The sequence below is a fragment of the Jeotgalibacillus aurantiacus genome, from assembly GCF_020595125.1.
In the GTDB taxonomy this organism is placed as follows: Bacteria; Bacillota; Bacilli; order Bacillales; family Jeotgalibacillaceae; genus Jeotgalibacillus; species Jeotgalibacillus aurantiacus.
The window spans coordinates 839,529-866,339 of the sequence record NZ_JACNMS010000002.1; the positions used below are offsets into that span (position 1 = coordinate 839,529).

Sequence of the window (26,811 nt, forward strand, 5' to 3'; positions counted from 1 at the left end):
ATTATGACATATGAATTGATCTCCACTCACGGCGCAACAAACCGTATAAATGCATATCGTAGTGTTTTCCATCACGTTCAATAAATTCCCTGTATGATCCTTCCTTCGTGAAGCCAAGTGCAGCGTACAGGCGGATGGCGGGCTCGTTATAAGAGAATACCGTCAGCTGAATACGATGGAGATTCAATTCTTCGAATGCATAATGCAGACAACACTCCATCGCCTCTTTTCCATAGCCTTTTCCCCATTCTGACGATTCACCGATCGCAATGGAGATCCACCCGTTACGCTGATTCCATAAAATGCCGTCCAGCACAACGAATCCGATTAATTTGTGACTGTCCTTCATCCTGATACCAAACTTATAGGACGTATGTTTTTCACCCTGCCACCATTTTTTGATTTCATCTTCTGTTTCAAAATAATAAGGTCTTGCGTTTAATCTCCTGACAAGTGTTTCATGGCGATACCAGTCTGAAACCTCACTGAATTCATTTTCTTTAACAGGACCGAGATAAATATGATCATTTTCCAGCAGCATACCTTCCCCTCCTTTTACTCATTTCGCATTCTATTGTAAAAAAAGCTGTCCTGTGTTCAGGACAGCTTTCTTATTGATCAGTCATAAAACCGGACATCAAGTTCATCTAAAGGCCAATAGCGAAGGTCCACTTTTCCAACTACAGATTCCTGATCAACGAATCCGAAAATACGGCTGTCCAGGCTTTCCTGTCTGTTATCTCCAAGAACAAAAATCATTCCTTCAGGGACTGTTGTCTGACCCGTCAGCTCCTCAAGTGTAAAATCACCTGTCAGACGGCCATCCGCATTTTCTGCATGGAATTCATCCAGATACGGCTCTTCATAATACTCACCGTTTATATACAGTTTATCGTCTTCATAGGTCACCTCATCACCAGGCAGCCCAATCACACGCTTTACATAATCTTCTGACTCGTTGGCATGAAAGACAATTACATCAAAACGGTCAAGTTCACCAATCTGATAACCAATTTTATTAATAACAAGCTTATTTCCATCCTGTAAAGTCGGCTGCATTGATACTCCTTCTACTACATAATTCGAGAAAAGGAAAATGCGTACGATCAATACGATCACCACACCAACAGCTAGTGCTTTGAGCCATTCGAAGCCTTCTTTTTTCCACGATTCCATTCATTCTCCAACCTTTCATTTCCTGCGGAAGATCGCTTGCGATTCTGGGTGTCATGAATCATGATATCCCGTTCCATTTTTTTATTAATCCGTGCTTCCACTCGTTTTCCTACAATCCATAACACAACTATAACACCTAACACAATCGCCGTCTTGACTGGTTCCCTGATCAGGGATACAAGATCAGCTCCAATAAATGAAATTGTCGAGATCATGACAAGTTTTCCTGTTATAACAGCAAGCATATACTGCATAATACTGATTCTCGATAAACCCGCCACCACATTCACAACAGCAGAAGGGGTAAATGGAAAACACAGAAGAAGGAATAATGGACCAAATCCGTGTCTCTCCACCCAGTTTGTCAATTTATTAATCTGTTTCTGATTACGGAGAAAGGCCAGAAATTTTCTGTCCCCATATTTACGAATCAGCAGAAACACAAGCAGAGCACCTGTTACAGCACCTGCCCATGACAGCAGAATACCAAATAAAATTCCATATGCGTTTGCATTCGCCACTACAAATGCTACAAGCGGCAAAAATGGAAGAAACGCTTCTAAAATCGGGAGTATAAATCCAATGATTGGTCCGAATGACCGGTATTCCTGAATAATCTCCCTCAAATTTTCTACCGTCAGCCAATCCAAAAGAGTTTCCAACGTTATTCCAACGCCTCTCTGTTCATGATCACCAATGTGCGGTTACTGTATCAGTATAGCATATCCTGACAATTCCGCACATTTAGCGTGCCTATATTTTTCCCTTTTTGACGTTTGATTAAACGATGGATTTTTCCCGTACCCATTCATCAGGTATTCACAAACCGCGTCCATAAATACAAAATCCCCGTAAAATCAGTTTTGATTTTACGGGGATTTTCCTGTCATTCAAATCATAGTTGATTACAGATATTCTGAAAACCAGCCTGTAATATGATTCAGCCTTTCCAGTCTTAAATGAGGTTTTCCTGTCCGGGAAAGGTTGTGATCTGATTCAGGGAACCGTACGAGCCTCGTTGTTTTTTCTTTTCGCTTAAGTGCAATATACAGCTGCTCTGCCTGTTCAATTGGACAACGGTAATCCTTTTCACTGTGCAATATCAAGAGCGGCGTTTTAATATTGTCGGCATAAGCCAGCGGAGAATGCTTCCAAAGCGTGTCGATATCGCCAAGGTCCGCCTGGATCTGCCATTCACTGAAATAATAACCAATATCGCTGACTCCGTAAAAACTGATCCAGTTACTGATACAGCGCTGGGTAACAGCAGCCTTAAAGCGGTCCGTCTGTCCTGTAATCCAGTTTGTCATAAACCCGCCATAGCTTCCACCTGTCACGCCAAGACGCGTTTGATCGATAAAATCAAATTGCTCAAGTGCACCGTCCACCGCAGCCATCAGATCACGGTAATCTCCCCCGCCGTAATCGCCGCGTACGGCATCAACAAAGGTTTGTCCATAGCCGTGACTCCCGCGTGGGTTAACGTACAACACGGCATAGCCCCGTGCCGCCAGAAGCTGCATTTCATGGAAAAAGGTATTAGCGTACATCGCATGCGGACCACCGTGAATTTCAAGAATAAGCGGATACTTTTTCCCTTCCTCAAAACCGGCAGGCTTCATCATCCAGCCTTTTACGGTAAACCCGTCTGTACTTTCATACTGTACGTCCTCCGGCTGGACAATTTCCACTTCGTTAAGAAGCTTTTCATTTACGTCAGTCACTTTTTCATTTTTACCATTTGGGATATGCAAAATATGCAGATCTCCCGGATTTGTATTCGTACTGATCGCGGCTGCCACCTGCTGAGTTGGACCATGCACATCAAAGCCGTATACGTGATGGCTTCCTTCCAGAGCCGGATATACCTCTCCTTCCAGAGAGCCGTAGTACAGCGCGACATTTCCCTGGTCACTCAGTACAAAATAAAAACTGTTGTTATCGTTCCACACAAGCCCCGGAACACCAGCACCCTGTTGAATGTCAGCTACTGCATAATCTCCAACTGGTGCATCAATTCCTTCAGTCAGGCACTGCGATGTTTTCAGTGATGGGTCATATACCCAGATTTCAGAATGAGTGGCATTTTCATACGTACGTCCACTTGCTGTATAAGCAAACTTACTTCCATCAGGTGACCATTTCCCAAAACCTGTATATCCTTCTGCTGTTTTCACTTTCTGCTTTTCACCGTTTTTAAGCGAATGCAGATATAGTTCATTATTAAAAGAGAAGTCCTTGTTTTTTTCATCAGCGTCCGTTACATAAGCGAGCCATTCACCCTCAGGAGACCAGTCCAGCAGACTGTAGCTGTTTTCACCTTCTGTTATTAGCTCTGCTTCTTCTGTTTTAAGATCCAAAACAGCAATCTGTCTTTCCTTCTCATCAAGAAGCCCTGCCCCGTCCGCTTTATATTTCATCGTATCTGCCACATAAGGTTTCAGTTTTTTATCTTCTTTTTCATCCTTCTTTTCCGCTTTCAGTGAATCACCGGGTTTAACCGATACGTTAAAAGCAATTTTCGTTCCGCACGGAGCCCATACAGGATTTGAAACGCCATGATCCGTATCAGTCAGCTTTCTGGCCTCTCCTCCGGATTTTGAGAGCACATAAAGCTCGTTCTTTCCGCTGCGGCTTGAAAGGAAAACGATCTTCTTTCCATCCGGGGACCAGCGCGGTGAAGACACTCTTTTATCCCCATATGTCCATTGGGTTGACTCTCCTGATTCCACATCAAAATGAAATAAATTAGAAACGTATGTATGCTCACCCTGATCAATATGTGTTTTTACATAAAGAACTTCTTTTCCATCCGGCGACCAGCGTGGATCGGTAAGCGATTCAATTAAATACAAATCCTCTGCCGTCATTTTTCTTTTTTCACTCATGATTGACCCTCCACCTCATTATTTCGGCTATCGAGATAACCAACTTGTTCTATTATCAGATTTTTTTGTGAATAATGCAAATAATGTTAGATTCAATCTGCCTCTGAAGAGCACATAAAAAAAGAGCCGAAAACCGTGATCAGCGTTTTCCATGTTCTCATTTATAATCTCAGATCGTGAAAATCCTCAATTGGAAATAAATTTGTATTGTAACTTTTTAAAATCTGTGTAAAATAAAATAGAACATATGTTCGTTTAAAGGAGGAATTGCTTATGTCAAAAATTCCACCGGATGATCGTGACTGTCTGGAAAATGCCTTTTATCTCCCTATGGTACTCCAGGTGCTTGAGCGTGACAGGCTTATTATTGAAAAGAGTCCCTTTAAACTCCCAAGACCTTACCTTGAGCTTTTGGAAGGGACCATGATGGCTGTTCAAAAGGATCTTGCCGCTGTGAAAAAACAAATGAAAAACGAGAACATGAAGGTCATCAGAGTGAATCAGGATGATGCATTTACTACTTACTTATTTATTTATAAAGGATATGAAGAAAAACATAATTATTTTAATCCGCGACTGCGAAATCATGTTGAAAAACTGCTTCGCTATTACTTATTCGATCGCCTGATGTCCCGCTCATCTGATACCTCCAGACCGCCTTCTGCCGGCTTGACAGGCTCCTGAGCATCGGCCTGTTCGATTCTGTTTAAATACTCCACAAATAAGTATCGTTTCTGATGCTGCGTTGCTTTATAGGAATCCTCGGACTTTTCCCTGATCTGATCCAGGTTTTGAGTCAGCTTCCATGAAAGTACAGCGGCCTTCAGATACTGCTGATGCATGGCGTTGCGTGACAACGGCAGCTTTATTTCCACGTTACCCGACAGCGTCACAAGCGCTTCGGCACTTGAATTGCTGGAACCTACTGCAATGACATGTGTAAGTGAGATCCAGTGGTTGGACGGGTTGGAATCTGCATGGGTTGAAAAGAAATAGACGCTTGTAACGGGGTCAATCACAATGGGAGGTTTGTGGCTGATTTGAGTGAGGATTCTGGATGAGGTTTTGCGTCCTTCGTACGTTGAAAAATAATAAAGACAGGAATGCTCGATAATACTGATCGGAGTCTGATCCACTTCGAAGGGTGGAGATCCCTTTTCATAGACCACGGTGCCCGTTAACGCCCCTTCTTTTATAACAGGTGAAAGCATCATGGTCGCCGCATTAATGGTATACATGACTGCTTCTTTTTGAAGCTTCATCTTTCTGATTTCCATTTTATCACTCCTTTGATCTTTTATGGAACTATCATACATCAAATTTCACTTCCATGTATAGAATAAAATAAGAAAATATTTGATATTTTAGAACCTTATAACCATTTGATAAACGGTAACAAAAGTATTATTGTCAAAAAATTTAAAAATTTCAGTTGATATTGTTCGTGATATTCTCTATAATGAAAAAAAGCGGCAGAGGTGATGAAGATGGAAAACAACAAATCGTTCGCAGAATTTATGAATGAGTCAACCGTCCCTCAGAAACAGTCAAGCGAAATGACGATGATGGAGATTTACGTAGACATGGTATTAAATGAAATTCTTGTCCGTCATCGCAAGGAAAAACTATTGAAGCTAATTAATGAAGCGTTAGACAACAAAGATCAGGACGCTTTTATGAAGTACTCTGATGAATTAAATAAGTTAGAGGATACACACGGTGTGTAGTACTTGAACCCCCTGCAGAAAAGTAAAATGAATGCAGGGGGTTCAAGTTTTGTTGTCAGAAAATCGTCAGCGATTGAGAGTGGCAATCCTGTCCATTATCGTGAATAATGAAAGTAGTAAATTTACGTATTAAGGAGCCGTCTCAATATGATTTCTGATTTAAATCCGACTTTTTTATTTTTTATGGAATGGGGATTTGTCCTGGCAGCTGCTGTTGTCATTTTATTTCTCGTACTGGCAATCAGACGTGCCCCCCGGATGAAAGCAGCTTTTCTATGGCTGATTGGCCACTTAACTCTGACGATCATTGCCTACCTCACTTTCTGGGCAGGACTGGGTGCAGAGCCAGGTTCATCCTCTATTGAGAACATTTCTGATCAGGTCCAATTCCTGTTCGGCGTGGCAGGACTCGTCTGGTTGACCGGCATGCTCTGTTTTGTATTAGGTGTTCAGATGCTGAAGGATCAATTTTCAACGAAAAAATATACACCAATCCAAAAAGAAGAAGGCTGATGTGCCTTCTTCTTTTTTGCATGGCTGTAGAAAATCAATCCAGCATTCTTCTTCTCTCTTCCACAGTAGGAATACCGCAGGCCTGTTTTTTACCAAACCAGTGAAAACGATTTTTAGCAATGAAGCCGTACACGAGATCTCTTAAAGGCTTCGGCACTGCAAGAAAAACGGGAAGGAACCCTGCTGGACCTGTCAGCGATTTGCAAATCGTTAATACTGCAGTCGACTTTGTATAGACTTTATCATCCTTTATTAACATCACAGAATCAATAAGAGGGTCAATTCCGTATGACGCCCTCATCTTGCTCCCGACTTCACCCTGGAGCGAGGCAAAATGAAAATGCCCTTCCGGATCTCTTTTCATAATAAAACGTACGCTCCAGTCACAGACGTTACAATCCCCATCAAATAATACAACATCAGGCATTCTGATCACTCCCGTCTCCTTCATTTCCATATGCATTCAGTAAAGCGCCAAACAGCAGCACGAATGCGGTCAAATAAAACCAGATCATTAATACAATGACCGATCCAAGCTGTCCGTATAAACGGCTGTAATTTCCGTAGCTCACAAACACTGAGAATCCTTCTGAAATCACCTGCCAGAAAACAACGGCAAACAGTGCCCCGGGGAGAACGTCCCTCCATTTGAGCCGGTGCCTTGGAAGGTAACGGTACAGCACCCAGAAGAATAGAAACAGCACAAAGGAGCCGATCCCCCATCGTATCGGTGTCCAGATATCAATCCAGTCCACCTGAAATAAAAATGTTTCCTCTGCAATCCGCTGTATCACTTTTTCAATTAACGGAATTAAAATCGTTAAAGGTAAAATGAATACAAAACCGATTGTTAAGAAAAAATCGCTGAATAAACCTTTTATAAAACTTCCCGTTCTTTCTATTTTGTAAATACTGCTTAGTGAACGAACCAGAGATTGAACAGCCATTGAAGCTAGCCAGAAAGTGGAGATAAAACTGATCGATAATACCTGCCCCTGGCCTGAGTCAAGAATGGCTCTCAGGTTGGTTTCAATTAATCTGTATGTCCCCGCAGGTGCATATGGCTGAATGATCGCAATCAGTTCTGTCGATGAGATCGGCAGAAAACTCGCGATGGAAACGACCATGAATAAAAACGGAAACATCGACAGCATAAAATAGTAAGCTGTTTGAGCCGACTGGTCATAAAAACCTTCTTTAAAAAATCTGGAGCCGGCATATTTGAAACGGCCTGTCACGCTTCTAACCCCTTTCCCTAACATTAACGCGCACCTTTTTATTCCCGCTTTTCCAAAAAGCTAATCAGCACTCAGCCTATTAACATGTAGACAGACAGGACCACAATCGATCCTAAAACGACCAGCATCACATCCGCTCCGATAGCCGCAAGAATAAATGCGGCAGCAGCACCAATTACCCCAAACAGAATATTTTCCGGCTGAATCAGAAGAATACCCGGAAAGATCAGCGCTCCGAGGACGGCGTAAGGAATATTTTTCAGGACGCCCTGAAGAAAAGGCGGCAGTTCTTTCCCCTCAAGAACCGTTAATGGCAAAACGCGTGGGATATAAGTGACAATTGCCATGCCGACAATGATCCAGATCATACTCATAACAGTCCAGCCCCTTTTCTGAGCCGGCCCGCTGCTTCAACCACAACAGCAGAAAGCAGTGAGGCAGCAGCAATCGCCCATCCGGTATTTAGCAATCCGGTTAACACAAACAGGCTGTTTAATGCTGCAGCGAGTCCGGCGAGATACACGACCTTCAGATCTTTTTTAGCGGAAGGAACGAGTAGTCCGATAAACATGGCATAAAGTGCAATCGACATCGCCTGTTGAAGGAAAGATGGTAGACTTGCACCTATGAGATGACCGATACCTGTGTTGATCACCCAGCTGCCATATGCGATGAGCATAACACCAAAAGCAAAACCCGTGGTCGACTTCCCTTCTTTCGTCGCAATAACGGTGAAAGTTTCATCTGTCAGACCAAATGCATAGACAGCTTTTTTCATTCGCGTCTCTGGCTCCATTTTTTCATTCAGTGAAGCGGACATTAAAAAGTGTCTGATGTTCACAATAAATGTGTTGAAAATAATGATCGCCGCACCTGCCCCACCCGCAATGAGTGACAGCGAAATGTATTGAGCAGCTCCGGCAAAAACGAGCACACTCATCAGAACCGCCTCAATGACGGTAAGCCCTGTGGTTTTTGCAAGCAGACCAAACGTCAGGGCTACAGGCAGATAACCTACTGCAATGCTAATTCCTGCCCGCAGTCCTTCTTTAAATCCTGCTTTTGATTCTGCTACAGCAGACATTTGCATCATGATGCTCCTTCCTGACATGAACGAGGCTGAAAAAATCAACCTATCTGTAAACTGATTATATCTGTATAGAATTGTAGCAAAATTCTGCGGGATCCGAGTGAAAAAATTTTCCTCACAGCATAAAAGCTGCCCGGAATGAGCTCGGACAGCCTTTTATAACCTTTTATGAGTAGCGTGATTGATGATTCTATTTCCCTTTGAAAACCGGCTTTCTCTTTTCGCTGAAAGCGATCAGTGCTTCTACCCGGTCCTCTGTCGGAATCGTGATTTCATATGCTTTACGTTCAATTTGGAGCCCTGTCTGCAGATCCGCTTTCATTCCTGTTTTAATGGCGTATTTCGCCTGCTGGAGGGCAATCGGACCGTTCGCAAGCATCGCATTCAAAAGAGCAGATACTTCAGAATCGAGCTCCCCTTTTTCCACTGCTTTTGTGATCAGACCGTATCCCGCTCCTTCTTCAGCTGTAAATCTTTTAGCAGTGAGGATCAGCTCAAGCGCTTTTGCTTCCCCGACAATTCTCGGCAGACGCTGCGTTCCACCTGCCCCCGGAATGATGGCCAGGCTCGTTTCCGTCAGCCCCATCAGCGTATCCTTTTCAGCAACCCGGAAATCACAGGCAAGAGCAAGCTCCATTCCCCCGCCAAAAGCATATCCGTTCATCGCAGCAATGACAGGCTGCGGCATTGCTTCAATGGCACTGAACACTTCTCCGATTTTATTAATGTTGCGTTTAACCTGCTGCTCCGTTAATGTTTTTCGTTCCTTCAAATCTGCTCCAACGCTGAACGCTTTTTCCCCGGAACCTTTAATGACAACTACCCGTACATCCGGATTAATGCGTAATGACTCAGCTGCCTGTCCGAGCTCTGTCAGCATTTGATAATTAAAAGCATTCATCGCATCAGGGCGGTTCAATGTTACTTCCGCCCATCCCTCTTTTTGTCTGATTGTGATTGTTTCCATCTGAAATCCCCTTTGCTCAAAAAAATTTATGTAAACCCTTTCACTATTGTATCATTGTCAAAAAACGGACGCACATTGTTAATCGTTTAGATTCCGGGTGCGGTGGTAAACTGTAACTATGCGATGGGCAAGTATGGAAGAGGGTGATCAGCACGAAAAAAGTTGCCGCTTATCGAATTTATAAAATTGTTTTTATGTCTGTTAAGTTCTTTCTTCAGGTCTACTTTTTCCAGAGGAAATATCAGGGAAGATGGGATGCAACCACCGAAAGAAAGTGGGCAGAACTCGCCGGAAAGCAGGCCAGAGAATATAAACAGACTGCCCTGAAGCTTGAAGGGCTGATGATTAAAATGGGCCAGTTCTTATCAACACGTGCTGACATTATGCCGAGGTCCTTTATTCTCGAGCTGGAAGGTCTGACCGATCGCGTGCCTCCCGTTCCGTGGGAAGAAGCTAAACGGGTGATCGAGGATGACTGGAATACGGCATACGGAAATATCGTTCATAAAATTTCAGAAAATCCGGTCGCATCCGCCTCTATCGGCGATGTTTATCACGCCTGGCTTCACAATGGTGATTCAGTTGCGATCAAGGTTCAGCGTCCCGGCATTGAACGCATTATCCGGACTGACTTTAAAGCAATGAAAATCGTCATCTGGCTTGCCAAGCGTTTTACGCGGTTCGGCAAACAGGTGGACCTGGACGCCCTATACCGGGAAATGACGATCGTAATAGGTGATGAGCTTAATTTTAAGAAAGAACTTCAGAATGGTGTCGCATTTGGTGAGCGTTTTAAAGATACGCCGGGTGTGATCGTTCCAAGATACATTGAGGAGTATACAACCAGAAGAGTGCTCGTCATGGACTGGATCGAAGGCTCAAAAATCACTGATCAGTCATTCCTGGATAAACACGGACTGAATCGGGAAGAGCTGGCTGAAAATCTGCTGCTGCTTTTTATCGAACAGCTGCTGAATGAAGGCATGTTCCATGCAGATCCACACGGAGGCAATATTCTAATTAAAGAGGATGGAACCATTGTATTAATTGATTTCGGTATGGTAGGTGTCATTCGCAAAAAAGATGCTGAAGCTGTTCAAAGGGCGGTTGAAGGAGTTATTTTTGAACGCTACAGCGAGGTTGTTGAAGCGCTTGAACAAATGAAATTCCTTCTGCCTAAAGCAGATAAAGACATTCTTGAAGATGTTGTTGAGCGCGTAGTGCAGGTGTATAAAAGCGGGGAATGGCAGGATGGCGAGAGCCTGATGATGGAGAGCCTGCTTGAAGATATTCAGGATATTGTCCGCACCCAGCCGATCCAGCTTCCTACGGAGTTTGCGTTCTTCGGCCGGGCGATTTCCACCTTTACCGGGGTTATTTATACGATCTATCCGGAAGCCGACTTTATTGAAATGGCAAGGCCAACGATTGTGAGATGGGCTACTGCCCGTAATGACGACCGTGAAGACAGTGCACCGTGGCAAACTGCTGTACGTTACATACAGCCACTGCTTAGTGCCCCTTCAAAATTTTCAGATGCCCTTGATGAGCCGAAACGTTACAGACGGATGATGCAGTGGAGCAATAAAAAGGACCGCACGTTGCAGGAACTGACTGCCAGACGGAGAGACATCATCATCATTACTGCAATTCCTTTTATTAGTCTCCACGCAGGTATTTTGATTGAAAACTGGCTTTTAACAGGTATAGCCGGCGCACTGACAGCTGCAGGAGCGCTGCGGTACCGATCTATATCGGGTAGAATTGCCCGTGAATCTGAGGAGGAATATTCATGATGGAAGAACCGAAAATCGAACGCGAATATAAAACGTCAAAAGGACCGTTTGAAGCAAAATTCGAGGGACTTGAAAATGGCTACCGTGTAACGCTTAAGGGAGATCCTGAAAAACTACGGAGAAAACGCCAGGTGAAAGCTTCTTTTGTTGATTTTCTTAAAAAAGCGGATGTTGCCGGCTATCCGATTTTGTTTCCTTTTAATCTGCTGCTCAGGTTTTTCGCCCGGTATAAAAATCCGGTAAATAAATAAAGTGAAGCCGTAACCCTTGTGATGGGTTACGGCTTTTTTGGTTGTTTTAATAAGCCGGGGTGGGACCATCCTTCGCTCGTGGCCGGGCGGTGAACCCATCTGCGCTTCGCACAGCCGGTTTCACCTGTCCCTTTCCGCCACAGGAGTCTACGGATGGTCCCACCCCTTTAACATATTAATGATGTCGATAGCTAAAACTTTTCTGTTAATAGCCAGACAACTGCTGTCGATAGATGCCAGCAATATGATCTAAGTGTATCATGGAAGGTTTTTTGTTTAACTAAATTGTAATTTTAAGGTCAGAAATCTATCCCTGACGCACTTGATCGCGGAGTGCGCGTCTCAGGATTTTACCGGTTGTATTTTTCGGCAGTTCATCGATGAATTCGATGACGGTTGGCAGTTTGTATTTTGCCAGCTTTGTTGAGCAGAATGCCAGCAGGTCCTCTTTTGTTAAGGACGGGTCTTTGGATACGACAAAGGCATGGACGGCTTCTCCGTAGTTCATGTCCGGAACACCGACAACAGCTGCCTCTGTGATCGCTTCGTGCTCGTAAAGTACCTCTTCAACCTCGCGTGGATAAACATTGTACCCGCCGACGATGACCATATCTTTTTTACGGTCAACGATAAAGAAGTAGCCTTCCTCGTCCTGTTTTGCAAGGTCTCCAGTGTAAAGCCAGCCGTCACGAATGGCAGCTGCAGTTTCTTCAGGCATTTTATAATAGCCTTTCATGACGTTCGGTCCTCTGACAATCAGCTCTCCCACTTCACCAGGCGGTACTTCTTCACCTAGCTCGTTAACGATTTTATTTTCAACATTTGTAATGGATGTTCCGATTGAGCCTGCTTTACGCTCACGGTCTAATGGGTTAAAGCATGTTACAGGTGAAGCTTCAGATAAACCGTAACCTTCAGAAACACGGACGTTAAATTTCCCTTCAAACTGATGCAGCAGCGCAACCGGCAGTGAGGCACCGCCTGAAATGCATAGACGGACACTTTCAAAGCTTTCCCCTGTTGCCTCAGGATACTGAAGCAGGAAGTTATACATTGTTGGCACACCTGCAAACACAGTCGCTTTATGCTTTTGAACGACATCAAATACGTCTTTCGGGCTGAAGCGTGGAACGATCAGCATGGTTCCTCCATTAATTAAAGGTGCATTCAAGACAACCGTTAAGGCGAATACATGAAACATTGGAAGCGCTGTGACGACACGGTCTTCCCCTGTAATGTTCAAATACTCTGCTACGTCTTTCGCATTTGAGAAGACATTTTTATGCGACAGCATCGCCCCTTTAGGCTTTCCTGTCGTTCCTGACGTGTAAAGGATGATTGCTGTATCCTCTTCATCAATATCAGGGCCCTGATAAAGTGGACTTTGAGTGCCGATCGCATGCATAAATGCTGTTACCTTCCCCTTTACCGCTTCAGGCAGGGCAGCGATTTTCTCATGAGCATCCGGTGCTGTCTCACAAATGACGTATTGGACAATCCCCGGAAGTGCAGCGTGTGCTTTTTCAACAAGTGGCAGCAAAAGGTCAAGTGCGACAACAACCTTTACATCACCATCACGCAATATGTAGGCAATTTCATCAGGCGTATAAATCGGGTTAATTGGAATAACCGTAGCCCCGACTCTTAGTGCTGCATACATTGAAATCACAAAATGAGGTGAATTCCCTAGCAGCAGACCAACGTGATCCCCTTTTTTCACGCCGGCTTGTGTCAGGTAATTCGCCATTTTATTTACTGCACCATTTAATTCCGCGTATGATGCTGATTGGTCCATAAAATGATAAGCCGTTTTACCAGCGTGCTGTTCTGCTGTTTCCTGTAAACGATCTGATAAATTCACTGTTCCATCCCCCTTGATATTTTTCCTTTTTTTGCGTAAGTGAATGAATAGTCATTCATTTACTGGTAAAAAAAGAAGCGAATATTCACACTAATTATATAGGCTGTTCCAGTGATAATCAAGATAGCGCTTTCAAAATTCTACTATTTAAGCCATATAATTAATATTAAAACCGGGCTGGACGAGTCGCCTCCGCTTTTCTAAGGCCGGGCGGTGAACCCCTTGTGCTTCGCACAACGGTTTCACCTGTCCCTTCTCTGCCGTTGGAGTCTTCGGGGGAATCCCGCCCTCAAATATAGCTTTTTTCTTGAAAATGCAAAAGAAAACAACCGTGCCAAGTAATGTTTTTTAAAAGGCATGTTTAGCAATGATGCTGCTACTTCATTAATTCGGATCTGTAGAATTAATACAACAGATCAATAAATTCATCGCGTTCTACGTTACCGAAGTAGTGTTTCAGGTCTACGCCTTCGAGTGCTTTTTCGATTTCATCTCTTTCGTAGCGGATGCCTGTGAGTTTTTGTTCGATTTCGCTTACATCACCGACACCGAAGAAATCGCCGTAGATTTTAGCATTCTGGATGGTTCCTTTTTCTACGTCGAGTCGTACGTCTACGCTTCCGACCGGGAAACGGTGTGAGTGCTGGAGATTGAATTTAGGGGATTTCCCGTAGTTCCATTCCCAGTTCTGATAACGTTCCTCAGACAGCTTGTGGATGTTGTTCCAGTCTTCTTCTGTCAGCACATATTCCTCAATTTTCTCTTCGCTGCCGAAAATATGACGGAGAATAAGTTGCTTAAATTCTTCGATTGTGATTTTCTGGTCCATGAATTCTGAGATATTTGCGACACGGCTGCGGATTGATTTGATTCCTTTTGACTCGATTTTGTCTTTTCGTACTTTAAGTGAGGAGACAACGTTGTCAATTTCAGAATCGAACATGAGCGTGCCGTGACTGAACATTCTTCCTTTTGTGGAGAATTGGGCATTTCCGGAGATTTTACGCTCACCGACCAGTAAATCGTTACGGCCTTTTAATTCTGCAGGAACCCCGATCTGGTTTAGCGCATCGACAACAGGTTCCGTGAACTTCTTAAAGTTGTGGAAGCTGTCACCGTCGTCCTTTGTGATAAAACTGAAGTTCAGATTTCCAAGATCATGATAAACCGCACCGCCACCTGAAAGACGGCGTACGACCTTGATGTTGTTTTTCTCCACATACTCAGTGTTGATCTCTTCGATTGTGTTCTGATTCTTCCCAATAATGATGGAAGGCTCATTGATATAAAACAGCAGATACGTCTGATCAATATCAAGATTTTTTAGTGCATATTCTTCAATCGCAAGATTAATTTTCGGATCTGTAATGCCTTTATTATCGATAAATAACATGCGGTTGTCCTCCTTTAGTAAATGTAATGGTCATTCCGGCAGCAGCCAGATGTGATTCCCCGGCATATACTTCCTTCGCTTCAGCAAGCAGCTGTTGAAGATCACCGAAATGAGGTAAATGCGTCAGTACCAGCATTTTCACTCCGGCATCTTTCGCAATCGTTGCAGCTTCTTCACTTGTCATATGTCCGGCACTTGATGCGTTCATCCCTTTATAAAAATTGGATTCAGCAATCAGCACATCCGTATTTTCCGCGAAATCTGTGAAAGCATCCTGATAGGCTGAATCAGCTGTAAAAACAAAAGATCCTTCATCAGAGTCAACCCGCACAGCATAACATGGAACCGGATGCACCGTCTTTTGAAAACGAAGGGTGAACGGTCCTGCCTGAAGGGGCTGATCCGGCTGATAAGCTTCATTCAACATGAATTCCTTATAACCGAGAGATGCAAAGCCGGCTTCATCTTCATTGTGCCCATATGCCTTTACCTGAATCGGCTTTTGCTGAAGGTGATGCTGAATTAAGAGAGCATGATGTAAAACGCCGATATCTGCAATATGGTCTGCGTGGTAATGCGTAATCAAAACAGCATCCAGCTCTTCAGGAGCGATAAACTTCTGCAAAGCAGACAACACGCCGCTTCCGCAATCGATCAGCAGCTTATAATCATCTGTTTCTACAAGATATCCTGCACTTGCTTCCCCTGCTTTAGGATATCCTCCCCAGGGGCCAATCACTGTCAACTTCACGATCAAATCCTCCTTCAAAGCCTATTCTGTCTACAATTTCTTCCCTCTCCTACTATACTTCAAATGCACTATTTTTTCACGAATGTGCTTTTTTTCAGAATATTCCTTGACCTTTCTGCATCTGTTATAATACAATACTAATAACAAACACATAGTACTATAACAAAAAAACAGAAAGAGGTTGATCTACATGTTGGAAAACGTAATGGAATTCTTCAGAAACCTGCCACCTAAAAAATGCGCATCCTGCGGCGAACAAATGGAAGAACAGGCAGAAGCCTACAGCACTACTTGCGAAAAGTGTGCCGGTACCCAATAAAAAAAGCGCCCCCGGGGCGCTTTTTTTATTGACTCATGCTGTATCAGTACAGAATATGATGTCGAGTTTCTTTATACTTCTTACAACTAAGCTTTTTATTCTTTCTAAATAACAAGCTAGAAAGATTGATGTGCTCTGCCTGGTTTTCATTTTTCCCTAACAAAACCAAGATGAGTTGATTGAAATTAAGGACAGGATTCCCCCGAAGACTCCTACGGCAGAGAAGCGACAGGTGAGACAGCGTATTGCGAAGCAATAGCTGGCTCACCGCGCGGCCGTGGAAAGCGAAGGGGGAATCCTGTCCGATTTTTCATCAAACCCCCGGCTTCACAAAAGCCAGCGCCTTCAACGCAGCAAGCTCACCCTGATCAATACAATCCGGCAGCCCGATCCCGTCATAAGACGCCCCGGCCAGATACACACCAGGAAACTTCTGCTCAAGCTCAGCACGGACCACACTCATCCGTTGCCTGTGTCCAACCGTATACTGTGGCATCGCGCGCTTCCACCGGGTCACAATCGTAAACTCCGGCTTTGCTTCCACATCCATAATCTTCTTCAAATCCTCCAGCACAATCTGTTCAATCTGACTGTCTGAAAGATCCACTACTGCCTCATCACCAGCTCTGCCCACATAACAGCGAAGCAGTACTTTCCCATCAGGAACGGTGTGCGGCCATTTATTATGCGTCCAGGTACACGCTGTAATGGTATAATCACTATTTCGCGAAACAACGAATCCGGTGCCATCATGAACGTTTTTCACCTGATCCTCCGGGAACGCCATTGCGACTGTTGCCACTGAGGTTGCCGGCACATCAGCAATTTCTTTTAGAAGATCATGCTCTTCAAAGACGGATGCGGCCGTGTAATGCGGAACGGTGAAAATAATCGTATCGGCTTCGATCACTGCCCCGCTGCTTAATTGGAGATTGTACCGGTGCGCAGAGGAAACACCTTCTGTGATGCCTTCCACCCTTACACCTTTTTGCACGGTAAAGTCTGTCAGTACTTCTTCAAGTCTTGTAATGAGTGACTCCAAACCGGTTGAAAGCGTCAAAAACAGGCTTTTTTTCCGCTGCTGATCGAGCGGTTTTTTAGGAAGTGGTGCAGCAGGCGTTGTTTTCTTAATACCGGCGATCAGGCTCCGATGCTCCTTTTCAAGCTGATGATATTGTGGAAAGGTTGACATGAGACTGATCTGGTCAATGTCTCCGGCATAAATACCTGAAAGCAGCGGTTCAATCAGATTCTCAACAATTTCATCGCCAAGTCGTCTTCTGAAGAAAGAGCCGAGTGACTGGTCACCCTCCGTTTTTGAACGCGGCAGCACAAAGTCACCAGCAGCGCGAAGCTTACCGGTAACGGAAAGCAGATCCGTTGTCATAAAGGGCTTGATTTTTGTAGGGATCCCCATGATCGAGCCACCCGGCATCGGATGGAGCTTATCATTGGTCAGGATAAAAGCCTGTCCAGTCGAATTCGGCACGAGCTGATCACCGAGACCGACTTCACGGATCAGCCGCTCCATACTTTTTTTTCGCTCCAAAAAGGAGTCGGGTCCTTTTTCGATGACGAACCCGTCTCTGACCGCCGTCTGAATTTTGCCACCGAGACGATGGTTTGCTTCAATCAGTGTCAGATCAGCATTTATATTCTGTTCTTTTACCTGATTTTGAATCTTATAGGCAGCGGCTAATCCGGTTATCCCGCCGCCTATAATGACCACTTTCGGTTTGAACGTTGTCACAGCGGATCATCACTTTCTGCTTCTAGTTTTTCACTTCGTTTAAATGCTTGAGTACTTTATCTGTCATAGCCTCAATGAACAGGGGCTGTGTATTCGGCATTTCCGGACGGAAGTAGTCCGCACCGATTTCATCCGTTACGACTTTACATTCATAATCGTTGTCATACAGTACTTCAAGGTGATCTGATACAAATCCTACCGGTGTGTATACAAATGCTTTGTAACCGTGCTTTTCGTGAAGATCTCTTGTAAGGTCCTGAACATCCGGTCCAATCCATGGATCAGGTGTGTTTCCTTCACTCTGCCAGCCGATTTCATAGTTCTTCACACCGGCTGCTTCCGCAATCAGGTCAGCTGTTTCTTTCAACTGGTCTGGATAAGGGTCTCCACCTGCAAGAATTTTTTCAGGAAGGCTGTGGGCAGATACGATTAGTACTGCATCTTCACGCTGTTCATCTGTCATACCATCAAAAGTTGCTTTTACTTTTTCAGACCAGTACTGAATGAATTTCGGCTCATCGTACCAGCTTTCAATAGACGTAATAGACGGACCGCCGATCTCATCAGAACGGTCTTTTGCACGCTTATTGTAAGATTTAACACTGTAAGAAGAGAAATGTGGTGCTAATACAATCGATACCGCTTCCTCAATGCCATCCTTTTTCATATCGTCCACTGCATCTTCTACAAATGGTTCAATATGTTTTAAACCGAGGTACATTTTGAACTCGATGTCATCCTGAACTTCATTCAGATGATCTGTCAGTGCGTTCGCCTGCTCTTCTGTGATACGTGCAAGCGGAGAAATTCCTCCAATTGCATCATAACGTTCTCTCAAATCTTCAAGCAGTTCAGGCGAAGGCTTTCTGCCCCGTCTGATGTGAGTATAAAATCTTTCAAGGTCACCTTCTGTATAAGGTGTTCCATATGCCATTACAAGCAAGCCCATTTTCTTTTTTGCCATTTTCCATTCACCTCATTAGCGATTAATGTCATTCTTTTTATTATTAGCATGAACATTTATATGGTTCCATTCTCATGCTTTTAAAATGTGTTATCGCGCAGTGTATTCATGAACAAATGATGTCAGTCGCTTCAGCGTTTCCGGTTGTACTTCCGGGAATACGCCATGTCCCAGGTTAAAAATGTGTCCAGGGTGTGCCATTCCTTCATCAAGAATCGGCTTCAGGTGCTTTTCAATCGTATCCCAGTCACAAAGTAATAAAGATGGATCCAGATTACCCTGAACCGCTTTTGTTACGCCTTTTTCACGCGCTTCCTTAATCGGCAATCTCCAGTCGAGCCCCACAACATCAAGCGGCAGGTCATTCCAGTCCTTAGCCAGATGAGCCGCTCCAACTCCATGCATAATCAGCACAGCGTCTTCCCCTCTTAATGCTGCAAAGATTTTTTCCATGTGTGGTTTGATGTATGTGCGATAGTCTGCCGTATTTAATGTACCCACCCATGAATCAAACAGCTGGATCGCACCTGCACCGGCTTTAATCTGAGCTTTTGTGTAAAGAATCGTCATCTCAGCAAGCTTGTCCATCAAGGCATCCCATGCCCTAGGCTCCTGATACATAAACGCCTTTGTTTTATGATAATTACGGGACGGTCCACCTTCGATCATATAGCTGGCAAGCGTAAACGGCGCTCCTCCAAATCCGATCAGCGGTACGTTCAGCTGCTCCGTTGTCAAAAGCCTGATCGTATCTAATACATGAGGTACATCCTCTTCCGGGTTAATCATGCCAAGCTTTTCAATATCTTTGACAGAGCGGATTGGATTATCGATCACTGGACCAATACCGGATTTGATTTCCACATCTACGCCAATTGCAGGAAGCGGTGTCATAATATCCTTGTAAAGAACCGCTGCATCCACATTGTAGTTTTCTACCGGCAGTCGGGTTACATACGCACAAAGCTCCGGCTGAAGCGTAATTTCAAACAGTGAATATTTCTCTTTAATCTTTCGGTATTCAGGCTGTGAACGTCCTGCCTGACGCATATACCAGGCCGGTGTATGTGTGACGCTCTCTCCTTTTGCTGCACGTAAGAATGTATCGTTAAATGAGGACATAATAAAATGAAGCCACCTTTCAGCTTTTTAAGCATGCATATAAAGCCAGCCCTCCACAGGCTAAGCTCATTCAATCGTATCATAATTTTTATAACCGTTTTAACTATAGACCTTTTCCCTATTAGTGTATACCAGACGGGTTTAAATGTCATAAAATCGTCTATTTTCACGAATGCTCTTTCTTTTGATTTTCTATTTGAATGGATTATCATATTTAAAGAAAGGGTATTCATTACATACTGAAGGAGGAATCGCCAATGAATATGTATATGACATTTGGAACACCGGAATTTCTTCATAAATTTACTGAAGAACATCCAAACGAGACAATGATTCAGCTGCAGGGGGATGACACCACCCTTCTTCTTCATGAAACAGAAGGAAGTACGGTATTCAGCCAGCCCCGTAAATATGAAATCTTTGATCAGACAGGTACACTGACAAATAACGGTTTCTTTGTATTCAATAACATTCCTGTTTCCGAAGAAGGACGTCCAGTTTTTGAACACCGCTTTAAAAACCGTGCAGGATTGATTGAAGAAGAGCCTGGTTTTGTGGCAATCCGTATTTTGCGTCCGCTCGATTCAGATACGTATGTCGTCCTGACACAATGGGAGGATGAAGAATCATTCAAGAACTGGCAAACCTCACAATCCTACAATAAAGCTCACGCTAAACGGGGGACGTCTGAAGGGATTGATCATCAGAAAAGCATTTTCCCGAGACAGTCTTTTGTCACTAAGTATGTAGGTCAGACTGAACAGTAAAATGAAGAGGGCTGGACAACCGATAAGCGGTGTCCAGCCCTTATTCATTTACGTGTTTCTCTCCACTCTCCGCCTTCTCATGATTACTTCATAGATCAGGAGACAGATGACGGCGTACGTATACCCGAGCAGCCAGCCTCCAACGACATCAGAAAAATAATGTGCCTGATCCGGCATCCTGCTTAATCCGGCAAGAGCGGACAGGATCAGTGCGCCGGAAAACAGCATAATCTGCACAGCCGTCTGTCCGGATTTCTCAGTGAGCAAATAAATGATTACAACCGCAGCAATGATGCTGACCATCGCATGGCCACTTGGAAAACTGTAGCCGGCTTCTGCCAGCGGGTCTCCCGGTCTCGGACGTTCAGTCGCTGTTTTAATCAGTTTATTCAGCACATTTCCTCCTGCAACAGCCAGCAGGATGACCATCATGCCTACATAATTATTTCTCCTGAACCATAAAAAAAGAATCGCCGCGATGCTGACTGTAGCCAGAAAAATCTCGCCGCCAAAAAAACCGAAAAATAATAAAAAGTCCATACGTCCAAAAACGTCTTGTCCATAGCGGTCGAGATCCTCTGTTGCTCCAGACTGCAGATTAACGATCAATAACAAAACAGCTGTCAAAGTCACCGCACCGAGCGGATAAAAAAGCTTTTTCACGCGCGATCCACCCCCTATATATCTTTATTACTTTCATTATATAGTAACCCTTTCGTTGTCAAAAGAGTGAAAAAATTCATTCGTCATGGTATACTTTCCCGCATAATCGAAACATATTTTCAGGAGGAGATCATTGTGAGCACCGAAAAGCTTTTTTCACTACTCGATTCATATTACAAAGACATGGTATCTGTAAGAAGATATCTTCACCAGCATCCTGAATTATCATTTGAAGAAAAAGAAACGCCAGCCATGATTGCTGCTTTTTACAGAGAGCTTGGAGTGGAAGTCAAAACAGGCGTTGGCGGCAACGGTGTTACTGCACTCATTAAAGGCGGCAACCCGGGCAAAAGAATCGCTCTTCGCGCAGATTTCGATGCACTTCCTATTCAGGATGAAAAGGATGTTCCTTATAAATCAACCGTTCCAAATAAAATGCATGCATGCGGACATGATGGGCACACCTCTACCCTGCTTCATTTAGCAAAGGCACTGCATGCCATCCGTGAAGACCTGCCAGGTGAATATGTCATGATCCATCAGCACGCAGAGGAATACGCTCCAGGCGGCGCCAAGCCAATGATTGAAGACGGATGTCTCGAAGGCGTTGACGCTGTATTTGGCACTCACCTCTGGGCCACAGAGCCTACCGGAAAAATTCAATATCGTACGGGACCGATTATGGCTGCGGCAGACCGCTTCGAAATCAAAATTCAAGGAGCAGGCGGTCACGGCGCACAACCGCATAAAACAAAAGATGCACTCGTAACTGGTGCCCAGCTCGTCACGGCCCTTCAGCAGGTCGTATCGCGAAAAGTAAATCCAATTGACTCAGCTGTCGTGACCGTCGGATCGTTTGTAGCGGACAATGCCTTTAATGTCATTGCAGACTCAGCTAAGCTGATCGGAACCGCACGTACATTTAATCCTGAAGTCCGCGACCTCGTTGAAAAAGAAATCGGCCGGATCACACAGGGAATCTGTCTTGCAGCTGACTGTACATTCGACTACACCTATTTCCGCGGCTACCCTGCCGTTGTGAATCACGCAGCTGAAACAGACTATCTCGTTGAACAGGCACGCCATATCAGTGACGTCAAAGAAATCGAGGAAGCCGAAGCACAAATGGGCGGCGAAGACTTTGCCTACTACCTCGAGCATAAGCCGGGCACCTTCTTCTTCACCGGCGCCAAAGCACCACACGTCGAAAAACCATACCCTCACCACCATCCAAAATTCGATTTCGACGAAAAAGCCATGCTCATTGCAGCCAAAACACTGGGTGCATCAGCATTGAATTATCACAACTAAAACAAAGGCCCTGCACAAAATGTGCAGGGCCTTTTTATGTTACGTGTACAAACCATTCGGGGTATTTGAAAACTTGTTGTCATTATTAAACAACTTTTTTAGTTTATTTAGCAACTCTTAATGAGTATTTAACAACTCTCTTCGCTTATTAGACAACTCTCCACGGTTATTTAACAACCGTCTGTTAAAGCGGAGAGCACTTGTTTGAAAAATCTAGGTATGCCCAGACCGTTTTTTTACACATCACAAAACCTGCATCTTCTTAACCTGTGCAGGCAAATAAACAGACACAAAAGCCACAACGAACAGTACCGCAGCACCTGCCGTCAACAGCCCGTCCAGCCATGCACCGCCCCAAATACTCACCACACTGAAAACCGCCGCCTGTGCTGCCAGCGTATTCACCAGTACTTTTCTAAATGCGTCAGCCTTCATGGATGACGAAAGCGGATAAAGATCCGGCCAGATTTTCAGCTCGTGCTTTTTCATCATCGGAATGAGCTGGAATCCGGTCAAATACAGGAACAATAAAGCAGTTCCGATCTTAATCCAGATCACACCAGAGCCGATGATAATCACAGACGCAATAATGGTCAGGCGAACCCATAATCCAAAATACTCGTCTGAGCGCAAAAATGTGCGGACGTATAAGTAATAGTAGGACATGCTCTGTCCGTATTTAGAGCGGTCCAGAATCGGATCCAGCCACTTCCTCCTTTTTGCCTGCCCTTTTAAATGAGGGACATCTGTAAACAGATTGGCAAAGCGGTAAAAACGGTGAAGGCGGAGCGTTTCAAGATCAATCAGCAGCTCCCACTTCAGCGTTTTTTCCACAGTTATGATTCTAAAGGCGATTAGATAACCTGCCAGAATAGCTGCAATTGCCACAACTACCCAAGTCGGGACCTGTGCAAAAAGAGCCCATAAAAAAGCAAGGTTTAATACAAACCGGAAGCCTGTATCAATGTAATGATAAAACGATTCCTGATAACGCAGAATCGTCCACCTCATGACAAGATTCCAGATTTTTAATGCCAGCACTGCGATCAACAGTAAAAAGAAATCTCCGAAAGTGGCCCCGGCCGTCTGAACATAGAGTGGCATCGCAACGGCAAGTAATACAACCACAATGTATGCCTGAAACATAAAACTCGTCACAAGCGCATTCACAAAATACTGTTTCATCTGCCCCTCAAGTGGCGTCAGGTAGACTTTATCCGCCTCTTTTAAATAAGTGTAAACCGGGCTCATCGTCGCTGCAACTGCAAGAACGGCAGCAATGACAATCGCTGACGGGAAGCTTGAATCAAGCGTTTGGATCCAATTGCTGTAGGCAAATCCTCCGCCACCGACAGCAAAAATAATGACGAACATCAAATGCCCGTTAAAGATGTAGCGCAAATACTTTTGCAATTCTTTATTATAGTCCTGCAGCCTGTCCTTCCAGATATCATGAACGTTTTTCATATGACTCTTCCTTTGTCAGCTGAATATAAATGTCATCGAGCATCGCATCGGGCATCGAAAACTCTTTTCTCAGTTTTTCAAGAGTACCCTGCGCCCGGACTTTCCCCTCATGCAGAATGATAAATGAATCACAGTACCGCTCGGCTGTTGCAAGGATGTGAGTAGACATCAGAATGCCCGCTCCTCCCTCCTTCATCTCTTCCATCAGATTGAGAAGGGACTGGATCGCAAGCGGATCGAGCCCTACAAACGGTTCATCAATAATATACAGGCTTGGATTGATTAAAAAGGCACACATAATCATCACTTTTTGCTTCATTCCCTTGGAAAAATGCGCAGGGAACCACTTAAGCTTGCCTTCCATCCTGAATTTCTTCAGCAGATCCGGGACCCTTTCTTCCACTTCTGCTTCATTCAGGCCATACGCCATCGCTGTCAGCTTTAAATGCTCCTCAAGCGTCAGTTCATCATAAAGAATGGGTGCTTCAGGTATGTAGGAAAACTGTTTCCGGTATTGGTCAGGATCATGTTTCAGCTCCATTCCATTAATGGATACTGTTCCTGAATGAGGCTCCATCAGTCCGATAATGTGTTTGATGGTCGTACTTTTACCTGCACCATTCAGCCCGATCAGGCCGACAATCTGACCCTTGTTCATTGAAAAGTCTATTTCATTTAAAACGGGTTTTCTCGTATATCCGCCCGTCAGTTTATTGATCTCAAGAAGTGACATATTTATTTTCCTCTCCTCTGACTTTCTTGAAAGAATTGTAGCATATTCCAGCTGCGAATGCTGTCGGAGAACAGTCGCTGTGATAAAATAAGAAAAACTTACAGTGAAAGGATGTTCTATATGAGTGATTGTATTTTCTGCAAAATTATAAATGGTGAGATTCCTTCTTCCAAGGTGTATGAGGATGAGCATGTGTACGCTTTTCTTGATATCAGTCAGGTGACGAAAGGTCATACGCTTGTCATCCCAAAAACCCATAAAAAAGATCTTCATGAACTGACACCGGAAATGGCAGGCAACCTGTTCTCTGTCGTTCCTAAAATCGCAAATGCAATGAAGCAGTCGTTTGATATGAAAGGAATCAATCTTTTAAATAACAATGGTGAATATGCGGGCCAGACGGTTTTTCATTTCCACCTTCATTTGTTGCCAAGACATGGTGAAGAAGACGGATTTAAGCCTGAATGGCAGGTACATACTGAGGATTATTCCAACGAGCAGCGTGCTGAAATCGCTGCGAAAATCGCGTCAAATCTTGCCTGAGACAGAAACAGAAAACTGTGCATAAAGGTTCTTTCATGATATAATTGGACTACTTTTCGCTGGCAGCCACGAGGGCATGTCAGGAGAAGACTATTTAGTTTAGCTGAGGAGAGATGAGTTATGAACACAAAAACACTCGTAGTATTGGCATTATTCGCAGGAATGGGAACTGCGCTTCACCTGCTTATTCCCGGAGCACTATTAATGAAACCGGATATGTCGCTGTTAATGATGTTTTTAGGTATTCTGTTATTCCCGGGTGTAAAAAATGTATTGTTGATCGGTGTTGCGACAGGCATACTGTCAGGACTGACTACAACATTTCCCGGCGGATTCCTGCCTAACCTCATTGACAAACCGATTACAGCATTTATCTTTTATGGTCTCATTTTACTTGGTGCAAAGTTTGTGAAGTCAGCAGTCGGTGCCGGTATTTTCACCGGAGTCGGCACGCTTGTGTCCGGTTTGATTTTTCTTGGTTCTGCAGCAGTATTAGTCGGACTTCCGGGTCCAATTATGGCGCTTTTCGCAAGTGCTGTATTGCCGGCTATTGCAGTTAACGGTGTGCTGATGGCCATCATGTACCCGATCGCAAAAACCATTATGAAAAGATCAAACCTTATTGAAACAGCTGCCTGATTCCTGCAAGACGCTGTCTTAACAGAGCATCCTGTTAAGGCAGCTTTTTTTATAGATTCCAAACGTCCCGGCAAATGTTTACCGCTAAAGGAAATAGGTTAAAGAAAAGAACAGAAGCACTGCTGCAGCAGTAACAATCAAATTGCGCACTTTCGTTCTTCTTGGAGGAAAAAGATGATTGCTGATCAGCTGTATGACACTCCTCATCAAAAGCGCACAGGCCGCAACCATACATACTAAAAAGAACCAGTTAACAGCACTGATTGAAAACGCCTCCTTTTTTAGGCATACTTTGGACAGTTTATGAGATAATCTATAAAATAAGAAGAAAATAAATAAAGGGATGTGTGAGGGATGAATGTAAAATCATTTTTGCTTGGGCTGACAGCCGGATTCGCTGCAGGTGCTGCCGGAACATTGCTTTCAGCACCCCAATCCGGTCAGGAATTGAGAGGGACAATCAGACATACAAAAGACCACTGGAGAGAACACGCACTTGAAATTCAGATGAATATTCAGCAAGTGAAAGAATCTATTCAGGACGTTTCAAAGGAAGGAAAAGAGTCCATCCTCACTGTGGCCTCTGAATTAAAAGAATCCATCCAGGCTTGGAAACGTGAAGCCGACCCGGCCATTCACAACCTGCAGGAAGAACTTGCAGCCATCCAGGCTACCATGGAAGAACTCGAACGCTCCATCAAACAGGACGCCCGCGAAGAACAACCATCAACATAAAAAAACAGCTGCCTTCGTGCAGCTGTTTTTTTATATTTTCACACTCCAGAAAATAAATAGATTCCCTCCCTTATTTTAGAAAAGAAATCAGGAAAAGTGGATGATCTTCCCTACACAGTTTCTCAAAACAATAGCTAATAGTATTCA

30 protein-coding genes are annotated in these 26,811 nt (G+C 44.1%); 11 read left to right on the forward strand and 19 right to left on the reverse strand.

Annotated features, from left to right (window positions below; genetic code table 11):
• Position 1: 1 nt before the first annotated feature.
• The 4 genes from H7968_RS08890 to H7968_RS08905 all read right to left on the reverse strand — a co-directional run bounded on the left by H7968_RS08890 (position 2) and on the right by H7968_RS08905 (position 4,064).
• Positions 2-541 carry a GNAT family N-acetyltransferase gene (locus H7968_RS08890; RefSeq protein WP_227395795.1) on the reverse strand — a complete coding sequence of 180 codons (540 nt, stop codon included), beginning with the start codon at positions 539-541 and terminating at the stop codon, positions 2-4.
• A 77-nt stretch (positions 542-618) separates the two neighbouring features.
• The gene (gene lepB / locus H7968_RS08895; RefSeq protein ID WP_227395796.1) at positions 619-1,176 is read right to left on the reverse strand and encodes a signal peptidase I; all 558 of its coding nucleotides are present in this window, start codon (positions 1,174-1,176) and stop codon (positions 619-621) included.
• Complete coding sequence (locus tag H7968_RS08900; RefSeq protein WP_319799488.1) at positions 1,131-1,838, reverse strand: TVP38/TMEM64 family protein; 708 nt, start codon at positions 1,836-1,838, stop codon at positions 1,131-1,133. Before H7968_RS08900 ends, lepB begins: the two co-directional genes overlap by 46 nt.
• Positions 1,839-2,081: 243 nt before the next feature.
• Entirely contained in the window at positions 2,082-4,064 is a 1,983-nt protein-coding gene (locus tag H7968_RS08905; RefSeq protein WP_227395797.1) for a S9 family peptidase, read from the reverse strand.
• A gap of 273 nt (positions 4,065-4,337) precedes the next feature.
• Here H7968_RS08905 and H7968_RS08910 point away from each other — a divergent pair, with 273 nt between their 5' ends.
• On the forward strand, positions 4,338-4,748 hold the full coding sequence (locus H7968_RS08910) for a hypothetical protein (RefSeq protein WP_227395798.1): 411 nt from the start codon (positions 4,338-4,340) through the stop codon (positions 4,746-4,748).
• Here the strand turns inward: H7968_RS08910 and H7968_RS08915 are convergent.
• Complete coding sequence (locus H7968_RS08915) at positions 4,673-5,341, reverse strand: competence protein ComK (protein WP_227395799.1); 669 nt, start codon at positions 5,339-5,341, stop codon at positions 4,673-4,675. The genes H7968_RS08910 and H7968_RS08915 overlap by 76 nt on opposite strands.
• Positions 5,342-5,551: 210 nt before the next feature.
• Here H7968_RS08915 and H7968_RS08920 point away from each other — a divergent pair, with 210 nt between their 5' ends.
• Both H7968_RS08920 and H7968_RS08925 read left to right on the forward strand, forming a co-directional pair.
• Positions 5,552-5,791, forward strand: coding sequence for an IDEAL domain-containing protein (locus H7968_RS08920; RefSeq protein ID WP_166805838.1), 240 nt, complete (start codon positions 5,552-5,554; stop codon positions 5,789-5,791).
• 147 nt (positions 5,792-5,938) lie between these two features.
• Positions 5,939-6,304 carry a hypothetical protein gene (locus tag H7968_RS08925; RefSeq protein ID WP_227395800.1) on the forward strand — a complete coding sequence of 122 codons (366 nt, stop codon included), beginning with the start codon at positions 5,939-5,941 and terminating at the stop codon, positions 6,302-6,304.
• 34 nt (positions 6,305-6,338) lie between these two features.
• Here H7968_RS08925 and H7968_RS08930 read toward each other — a convergent pair whose 3' ends face one another.
• From H7968_RS08930 to H7968_RS08950, 5 genes are all read right to left on the reverse strand, one after another.
• Positions 6,339-6,731: a thiol-disulfide oxidoreductase DCC family protein gene (locus H7968_RS08930; protein ID WP_134375298.1), complete on the reverse strand. Its 393-nt coding sequence runs from the start codon at positions 6,729-6,731 to the stop codon at positions 6,339-6,341.
• Positions 6,724-7,542 carry a YihY/virulence factor BrkB family protein gene (locus H7968_RS08935; protein WP_227395801.1) on the reverse strand — a complete coding sequence of 273 codons (819 nt, stop codon included), beginning with the start codon at positions 7,540-7,542 and terminating at the stop codon, positions 6,724-6,726. Before H7968_RS08935 ends, H7968_RS08930 begins: the two co-directional genes overlap by 8 nt.
• Before the next feature lie 71 nt (positions 7,543-7,613).
• On the reverse strand, positions 7,614-7,916 hold the full coding sequence (locus H7968_RS08940; protein WP_227395802.1) for an AzlD domain-containing protein: 303 nt from the start codon (positions 7,914-7,916) through the stop codon (positions 7,614-7,616).
• A complete protein-coding gene (locus tag H7968_RS08945) occupies positions 7,913-8,632 on the reverse strand; it encodes an AzlC family ABC transporter permease (protein ID WP_227395913.1) in 720 nt (239 codons plus the stop codon). Before H7968_RS08945 ends, H7968_RS08940 begins: the two co-directional genes overlap by 4 nt.
• A 190-nt stretch (positions 8,633-8,822) precedes the next feature.
• Positions 8,823-9,599 (reverse strand): enoyl-CoA hydratase-related protein, encoded by a 777-nt coding sequence (locus H7968_RS08950; protein ID WP_227395803.1) that lies wholly within the window; start codon positions 9,597-9,599, stop codon positions 8,823-8,825.
• A gap of 143 nt (positions 9,600-9,742) precedes the next feature.
• Here H7968_RS08950 and H7968_RS08955 point away from each other — a divergent pair, with 143 nt between their 5' ends.
• Both H7968_RS08955 and H7968_RS08960 read left to right on the forward strand, forming a co-directional pair.
• On the forward strand, positions 9,743-11,395 hold the full coding sequence (locus H7968_RS08955; protein ID WP_227395804.1) for an ABC1 kinase family protein: 1,653 nt from the start codon (positions 9,743-9,745) through the stop codon (positions 11,393-11,395).
• Complete coding sequence (locus tag H7968_RS08960) at positions 11,392-11,646, forward strand: hypothetical protein (protein WP_227395805.1); 255 nt, start codon at positions 11,392-11,394, stop codon at positions 11,644-11,646. Before H7968_RS08955 ends, H7968_RS08960 begins: the two co-directional genes overlap by 4 nt.
• 307 nt (positions 11,647-11,953) lie before the next feature.
• On the opposite strand, the gene H7968_RS08965 is transcribed toward H7968_RS08960, so the two are convergent.
• The 3 genes from H7968_RS08965 to H7968_RS08975 form a co-directional block, all read right to left on the reverse strand.
• A complete protein-coding gene (locus H7968_RS08965) occupies positions 11,954-13,507 on the reverse strand; it encodes a fatty acid--CoA ligase family protein (RefSeq protein WP_227395806.1) in 1,554 nt (517 codons plus the stop codon).
• Positions 13,508-13,910: 403 nt separating this feature from the next.
• A complete protein-coding gene (locus tag H7968_RS08970) occupies positions 13,911-14,900 on the reverse strand; it encodes a lipoate--protein ligase (RefSeq protein WP_227395807.1) in 990 nt (329 codons plus the stop codon).
• Positions 14,884-15,651 (reverse strand): MBL fold metallo-hydrolase, encoded by a 768-nt coding sequence (locus H7968_RS08975; RefSeq protein WP_227395808.1) that lies wholly within the window; start codon positions 15,649-15,651, stop codon positions 14,884-14,886. The genes H7968_RS08970 and H7968_RS08975 overlap by 17 nt, the downstream gene beginning before the upstream one ends.
• A gap of 190 nt (positions 15,652-15,841) precedes the next feature.
• On the opposite strand from H7968_RS08975, the gene yhfH reads away from it, so the two are divergent.
• Complete coding sequence (gene yhfH, locus H7968_RS08980; protein ID WP_134375316.1) at positions 15,842-15,970, forward strand: protein YhfH; 129 nt, start codon at positions 15,842-15,844, stop codon at positions 15,968-15,970.
• A 313-nt stretch (positions 15,971-16,283) separates the two neighbouring features.
• Here the strand turns inward: yhfH and hemY are convergent, their stop codons facing one another.
• From hemY to hemE, 3 genes are all read right to left on the reverse strand, one after another.
• Complete coding sequence (gene hemY / locus H7968_RS08985) at positions 16,284-17,720, reverse strand: protoporphyrinogen oxidase (protein ID WP_227395809.1); 1,437 nt, start codon at positions 17,718-17,720, stop codon at positions 16,284-16,286.
• A 22-nt stretch (positions 17,721-17,742) separates the two neighbouring features.
• Positions 17,743-18,684, reverse strand: a complete 942-nt coding sequence (gene hemH, locus H7968_RS08990) for a ferrochelatase (RefSeq protein WP_227395810.1) — start codon at positions 18,682-18,684, stop codon at positions 17,743-17,745.
• A gap of 90 nt (positions 18,685-18,774) precedes the next feature.
• Positions 18,775-19,806, reverse strand: coding sequence for a uroporphyrinogen decarboxylase (hemE, locus tag H7968_RS08995; protein WP_264476663.1), 1,032 nt, complete (start codon positions 19,804-19,806; stop codon positions 18,775-18,777).
• 257 nt (positions 19,807-20,063) lie between these two features.
• Between hemE and H7968_RS09000 the strand changes: the two genes are divergently transcribed.
• Entirely contained in the window at positions 20,064-20,573 is a 510-nt protein-coding gene (locus tag H7968_RS09000; protein WP_227395811.1) for an antibiotic biosynthesis monooxygenase family protein, read from the forward strand.
• Between the two features lie 48 nt (positions 20,574-20,621).
• Here the strand turns inward: H7968_RS09000 and H7968_RS18105 are convergent, their stop codons facing one another.
• Complete coding sequence (locus H7968_RS18105; protein WP_227395812.1) at positions 20,622-21,236, reverse strand: phosphatase PAP2 family protein; 615 nt, start codon at positions 21,234-21,236, stop codon at positions 20,622-20,624.
• Positions 21,237-21,419: 183 nt separating this feature from the next.
• Here H7968_RS18105 and H7968_RS09010 point away from each other — a divergent pair, with 183 nt between their 5' ends.
• Complete coding sequence (locus H7968_RS09010; protein WP_264476690.1) at positions 21,420-22,547, forward strand: M20 family metallopeptidase; 1,128 nt, start codon at positions 21,420-21,422, stop codon at positions 22,545-22,547.
• 243 nt (positions 22,548-22,790) lie between these two features.
• On the opposite strand, the gene H7968_RS09015 is transcribed toward H7968_RS09010, so the two are convergent.
• Both H7968_RS09015 and H7968_RS09020 read right to left on the reverse strand, forming a co-directional pair.
• Positions 22,791-24,014: an ABC transporter permease gene (locus H7968_RS09015; RefSeq protein ID WP_227395813.1), complete on the reverse strand. Its 1,224-nt coding sequence runs from the start codon at positions 24,012-24,014 to the stop codon at positions 22,791-22,793.
• On the reverse strand, positions 23,998-24,747 hold the full coding sequence (locus H7968_RS09020) for an ABC transporter ATP-binding protein (RefSeq protein ID WP_227395814.1): 750 nt from the start codon (positions 24,745-24,747) through the stop codon (positions 23,998-24,000). The genes H7968_RS09015 and H7968_RS09020 overlap by 17 nt, the downstream gene beginning before the upstream one ends.
• 120 nt (positions 24,748-24,867) lie before the next feature.
• Between H7968_RS09020 and H7968_RS09025 the strand changes: the two genes are divergently transcribed.
• The 3 genes from H7968_RS09025 to H7968_RS09035 all read left to right on the forward strand — a co-directional run bounded on the left by H7968_RS09025 (position 24,868) and on the right by H7968_RS09035 (position 26,664).
• Positions 24,868-25,290 (forward strand): HIT family protein, encoded by a 423-nt coding sequence (locus H7968_RS09025; RefSeq protein ID WP_227395815.1) that lies wholly within the window; start codon positions 24,868-24,870, stop codon positions 25,288-25,290.
• Positions 25,291-25,410: 120 nt separating this feature from the next.
• Positions 25,411-25,929, forward strand: a complete 519-nt coding sequence (locus tag H7968_RS09030; protein WP_227395816.1) for a tryptophan transporter — start codon at positions 25,411-25,413, stop codon at positions 25,927-25,929.
• Positions 25,930-26,283: 354 nt separating this feature from the next.
• Entirely contained in the window at positions 26,284-26,664 is a 381-nt protein-coding gene (locus H7968_RS09035; RefSeq protein ID WP_227395817.1) for a YtxH domain-containing protein, read from the forward strand.
• The last annotated feature ends 147 nt before the right edge of the window (positions 26,665-26,811 follow it).

Coding starts and splice junctions, on each gene's coding strand:
- H7968_RS08890 (WP_227395795.1), bottom strand. CDS start 541: ATGCTGCTGGAAAATGATCATATTTATCTCGGTCCTGTTAAAGAAAAT.
- lepB (WP_227395796.1), bottom strand. CDS start 1,176: ATGGAATCGTGGAAAAAAGAAGGCTTCGAATGGCTCAAAGCACTAGCT.
- H7968_RS08905 (WP_227395797.1), bottom strand. CDS start 4,064: ATGAGTGAAAAAAGAAAAATGACGGCAGAGGATTTGTATTTAATTGAA.
- H7968_RS08910 (WP_227395798.1), top strand. CDS start 4,338: ATGTCAAAAATTCCACCGGATGATCGTGACTGTCTGGAAAATGCCTTT.
- H7968_RS08915 (WP_227395799.1), bottom strand. CDS start 5,341: ATGGAAATCAGAAAGATGAAGCTTCAAAAAGAAGCAGTCATGTATACC.
- H7968_RS08920 (WP_166805838.1), top strand. CDS start 5,552: ATGGAAAACAACAAATCGTTCGCAGAATTTATGAATGAGTCAACCGTC.
- H7968_RS08925 (WP_227395800.1), top strand. CDS start 5,939: ATGATTTCTGATTTAAATCCGACTTTTTTATTTTTTATGGAATGGGGA.
- H7968_RS08930 (WP_134375298.1), bottom strand. CDS start 6,731: ATGCCTGATGTTGTATTATTTGATGGGGATTGTAACGTCTGTGACTGG.
- H7968_RS08940 (WP_227395802.1), bottom strand. CDS start 7,916: ATGAGTATGATCTGGATCATTGTCGGCATGGCAATTGTCACTTATATC.
- H7968_RS08945 (WP_227395913.1), bottom strand. CDS start 8,632: ATGCAAATGTCTGCTGTAGCAGAATCAAAAGCAGGATTTAAAGAAGGA.
- H7968_RS08950 (WP_227395803.1), bottom strand. CDS start 9,599: ATGGAAACAATCACAATCAGACAAAAAGAGGGATGGGCGGAAGTAACA.
- H7968_RS08960 (WP_227395805.1), top strand. CDS start 11,392: ATGATGGAAGAACCGAAAATCGAACGCGAATATAAAACGTCAAAAGGA.
- H7968_RS08970 (WP_227395807.1), bottom strand. CDS start 14,900: ATGTTATTTATCGATAATAAAGGCATTACAGATCCGAAAATTAATCTT.
- yhfH (WP_134375316.1), top strand. CDS start 15,842: ATGTTGGAAAACGTAATGGAATTCTTCAGAAACCTGCCACCTAAAAAA.
- hemH (WP_227395810.1), bottom strand. CDS start 18,684: ATGGCAAAAAAGAAAATGGGCTTGCTTGTAATGGCATATGGAACACCT.
- hemE (WP_264476663.1), bottom strand. CDS start 19,806: ATGTCCTCATTTAACGATACATTCTTACGTGCAGCAAAAGGAGAGAGC.
- H7968_RS09000 (WP_227395811.1), top strand. CDS start 20,064: ATGAATATGTATATGACATTTGGAACACCGGAATTTCTTCATAAATTT.
- H7968_RS09010 (WP_264476690.1), top strand. CDS start 21,420: ATGGTATCTGTAAGAAGATATCTTCACCAGCATCCTGAATTATCATTT.
- H7968_RS09015 (WP_227395813.1), bottom strand. CDS start 24,014: ATGAAAAACGTTCATGATATCTGGAAGGACAGGCTGCAGGACTATAAT.
- H7968_RS09020 (WP_227395814.1), bottom strand. CDS start 24,747: ATGTCACTTCTTGAGATCAATAAACTGACGGGCGGATATACGAGAAAA.
- H7968_RS09025 (WP_227395815.1), top strand. CDS start 24,868: ATGAGTGATTGTATTTTCTGCAAAATTATAAATGGTGAGATTCCTTCT.
- H7968_RS09030 (WP_227395816.1), top strand. CDS start 25,411: ATGAACACAAAAACACTCGTAGTATTGGCATTATTCGCAGGAATGGGA.
- H7968_RS09035 (WP_227395817.1), top strand. CDS start 26,284: ATGAATGTAAAATCATTTTTGCTTGGGCTGACAGCCGGATTCGCTGCA.